1 protein-coding gene and 1 pseudogene are annotated in these 924 nt (G+C 35.1%); both read right to left on the reverse strand.

The window, feature by feature from the left end; all coding sequences use genetic code 11:
* Positions 1-121, reverse strand: a pseudogene (locus IDG60_RS16365) (GntR family transcriptional regulator); the annotation flags it as partial.
* A gap of 153 nt (positions 122-274) precedes the next feature.
* Positions 275-924: MerR family transcriptional regulator (locus IDG60_RS16370; RefSeq protein ID WP_206160931.1), on the reverse strand; the 650-nt coding region annotated here is incomplete at its 5' end.

The raw sequence follows: 924 nt of genomic DNA on the forward strand, positions 1-924 counted from the left end.
TTTCAGTGAGTAACGTACCTTCAGCTATGTGACCATTCACAATACCTAAGCGTAATTCTGCCGCGATACCTTCTCCAGTTGTCATACCTTCCAACCATTTCTCTGGATATCCATACATCATCAAAGCCACTCCTTCATTACACGACATACTTGTATACAAGTATGTTAATATAGTTCTTAATCGTTTGCAAGCGCTTTCTTTACGCGTACTAAAATAGTGACCATCCCTTTTCAATGTAAATTTAAAGGGAATGGTCACTATCACACGAATGATTTAATTGTTATGTTGTATGTGGGATATTTCTAATTGTTCTGTACTCATATGCGCTTTAGGTACTTCAATGCAATAATGCGTTTCATGACAGTTTGGACATTCGAATCGACGTGTTGTAGCAGTATGTTTCGCTTTGATAACTTGCCATAAAGATGGTGAGAATATATGCTGGCAGTTAGGACATAAATAGGCAACCTTTTGTTGGTAATAAAAAGTAACACCAATGCCGTATCCAATCATAAACGGCAACGCAATTAGAAACGGCCATTTATTTTTCATCAAAATTGCACTTATAATGCTAGAATATTGAATTATTCCTATAATACCCGCACTAATCCAAATGTTACGACGAATACTTTTCATTTCAGCTGATTTACTCATGACATGCTCTATGTCTTTTAAATGTGTGATTGGAGACGTCGACGCTTTATTTACGTAATATTGAACATTTTTAATTTTGTTTAATACCGCTTGTTGCTGTTTGACTTGTTGATTAATTTCTTGTTGTTTCATAGTTAGTAAAGTATTGAGTGTCTTCAAAGTACCTTCACCTTTTAGCAACATATCTATATCGCTTAACGCACAACCTAAATCTTTAAGCAATAAGATTAACTCTAATGTTTGTCGCTGTTGTTCTGTATACACACGAC

The organism is Staphylococcus sp. EG-SA-2 (genome assembly GCF_017152085.1).